Raw genomic sequence first — 2,838 nt, 5'->3', positions numbered from 1 at the left:
AGCGTGTCGGCGCCGGCGAGCATGGCGCTGCGCCATTGCGCGGTGATGTTGCGGCTGAGCCCGCGCGCCAGGCGCTTGAGGAGCGTGCCGCCCTGCCGCTGGGTCCAGATGAAGCCGCCGATGCCCGCCCCCAGCAACAGCGTGCCGATCAGGACCGGCCGGGCGAACGGGCTGTGCTGCTGGTGCATGACCAGGCACGCCACCGCCAGCAGGACGAACACGATCTGGCCGAGGACCTCGGTCGTCAGGTCCACGATGTTGGCACTGGCGGCCTCGGGCCATTCGATGGCGTGGCGGCGCGGGGACGCGTCGGCCCCGGTGGCGCGGATGCCGATCAGGATGCCGCCGAGCTGCGAGAAGGGCAGGCAGGTCGCCGCCGCGTCGCGCACCATGCGCGCCACGATGAGATGCGGCAGGGCGATCCGGGGGCATGCCACGTGCCAGGCGACGCCCAGGGTTGCGTCGACCGCAAGCTGTGCGGCCACGATGGCGACGAAGCCGACCGCGCCGATCGACAGAACGGCCTTGAGCACCGAGCCGACGCCGAGCCATGCCATGCAGAAGGTGATCAGGGCCAGCCCCAGGACGGCCAGGAGGATTGTAAGACTTTTCAAGGACGGACCGTATCTTGTCTGCCGCGCCGCGGCCCGTCCCCCTGGTACGTCCTGGCGGGCGGTCCGGCGCGTAATCGGGCCTGACTTACACCACGGCAGGGTCTGGCGCCACCATGAGCTGTCGGGATAAATGGGTCGCGCCTATCCTGGTTGCCTATACTGGGTTGCCAACGACCCTGTCAGACGATTTTCGGAGCACCCGACCGGATCATGCCTGCCCCCACGCTTGTCACCGGCGCGACCGGTTTTGTCGGATCGGCCGTCGCCCGCGCCCTGCTGCGACGGGGGCACCCACTGCGCCTGATGGCGCGGCGGGGCGCGGATTTAAGCAATATCGACGACCTGCCGGCCGAGCGGGTGGAGGGCGACCTGTCCCAGCCCGCGACCTTTGCCGAGGCCGTGCGGGGCTGCCGCTACGTGTTCCACGTGGCGGCCGATTACCGGCTGTGGGTGCCCGACCCGGCGCCGATGATGACCGCGAATGTCGAGGGCACGCGCCGGCTGATGCTGGCGGCCCAGGAGGCCGGGGTGGAGCGGATCGTCTATTGTTCGTCGGTGGCGGCGCTGGGGCTGATCGGCGACGGCAGCGTGGCGGACGAGGAGACGCCGGTCCACGAGCATGGGGTGATCGGGATCTATAAACGGTCGAAATACCGCGCCGAGCAGGAGGTGCTGGCACTGGTGCGCGAGCGCGGCCTGCCGGCGGTGATCGTCAACCCGTCGACCCCGGTCGGGCCGCGCGACATCAAGCCCACCCCCACCGGGCAGATGATCCTGGATTGCGCGGCGGGGCGCATGCCGGCCTATGTCGATACCGGGGTGAACATCGTCCATGTCGACGACGTGGCCGAGGGCCACGTGCTGGCGCTGGAGCGCGGGCGGACCGGCGAGAAATACATCCTGGGCGGGCAGGATTACCTGCTGCGCGACCTGTTCGCCATGACGGCGGAGATCGCCGGGGTGCGGCCGCCGCGCATCAGCCTGCCGCAGGGGGTGATCTGGCCGGTGGCGGTGGTGTCGGAATGGCTGTCGCGCGGGTTCGGCATCGCGCCGCGGGTGACGCGGGAGATGCTGGCGATGTCGAAGAAGAAAATGTTCTTCTCCTCGGCCAAGGCGGAGCGGGAGCTGGGCTATGCCCCGCGCCCGGCGCGGGACGCGGTGGCCGATGCCGTCGGCTGGTTCCGCCAGGCGGGGATGCTGGACGGGGCGCGGGGGCGGTGACGATGGTCTGGCTGGTCATGGCGGTGCTGTGCGCCGCGATCTGGGTCGGGCTGATCGGTTTTCACGGCCGGTTCTGGCAGGCGGGGCCGATTTTGCAGCCGGTGCGCCTGCCGCCGGACGGGTCGTATCCGCCGGTCTGCGTGGTGGTGCCGGCGCGCGACGAGGCGGAATCGGTGCAAGACTGCCTGTCGTCGCTGCTGGGGCAGGATTATCCCGGGACGCTGCATGTGGTGCTGGTGGACGACAACAGCACCGACGGGACCGGCGCGCTGGCGCGCGCGGTGCCCGATCCGCTGGGCCGGCTGACGATCGTGACCGGGCAGGAGCGGCCGGCGGGGTGGAGCGGCAAGCTGTGGGCGGTGGCGCAGGGCGTGGCGGAAGCACGGCGGCTGATCCCGGCCGAGCAGGGTTACGTGTTTCTGACCGATGCCGACATCACCCATGATCCGGCCCATGTCGCCACCTTGGTGGCCAAGGCGGAAGGCGACGGGCTGGACATGGTGTCGGAGATGGTGGCGCTGAATTGCGAGAGCGCGGCGGAGCGGGCGCTGGTGCCGGCCTTCGTCTTCTTCTTCGCGCTGCTGTACCCGTTCGCGCTGGTGAATGATCCGCGCAGCCGGGTGGCCGGGGCGGCCGGGGGATCGATCCTGATCCGGCGCGCGGCGCTGAGCCGGATCGGGGGGATCGAATCGCTGCGCGGGGCGCTGATCGACGATTGCACGCTGGCGCTGCGCGTCAAGCGCAGCGGCGGCGGGCTGTATCTGGGCCATAGCCGGCTGGCGCGGTCGATCCGGCCCTATCCGCATCCGCGCGACGTGTGGCGCATGGTGGCGCGCACCGCCTATGTGCAACTGCGCTATTCGCCGCTGATCCTGCTGGGCACCGTCGCCGGCATGGTGCTGGTGTGGATCGCGCCGATGCTGCTGGCGCTGTTCGGGCATGGGCCGGCGCGCCTGCTGGGGGCGGCGGCCTGGGTGGCGTCGATGGCGTCGTTCGTGCCGAC

General features: G+C 70.6%; 2 protein-coding genes and 1 pseudogene. 2 read left to right on the top strand and 1 reads right to left on the bottom strand.

The features are described from left to right. Window positions 1–614, bottom strand: a pseudogene (locus HUK84_RS14215) (HpnL family protein); the annotation flags it as partial. Window positions 615–824: 210 nt separating this feature from the next. On the opposite strand from HUK84_RS14215, the gene hpnA reads away from it, so the two are divergent. Both hpnA and HUK84_RS14205 read left to right on the top strand, forming a co-directional pair. Beyond that, window positions 825–1,835: a hopanoid-associated sugar epimerase gene (gene hpnA / locus HUK84_RS14210; RefSeq protein WP_176640874.1), complete on the top strand. Its 1,011-nt coding sequence runs from the start codon at window positions 825–827 to the stop codon at window positions 1,833–1,835. 2 nt (window positions 1,836–1,837) lie between these two features. Further along, a partial coding sequence (locus tag HUK84_RS14205) for a glycosyltransferase (RefSeq protein ID WP_176640875.1) occupies window positions 1,838–2,838 on the top strand: 1,001 nt, incomplete at its 3' end.

Origin of the sequence: Nguyenibacter vanlangensis (assembly GCF_013376155.1) — a bacterium.
Classification (GTDB): Bacteria; Pseudomonadota; Alphaproteobacteria; order Acetobacterales; family Acetobacteraceae; genus Gluconacetobacter; species Gluconacetobacter vanlangensis.
This window is presented reverse-complemented; position numbering and strand designations above follow the sequence as displayed.

Bases quoted from the DNA above. Each gene is read 5' to 3' on its own strand.
- hpnA (WP_176640874.1), top strand. From the start codon at position 825: ATGCCTGCCCCCACGCTTGTCACCGGCGCGACCGGTTTTGTCGGATCG.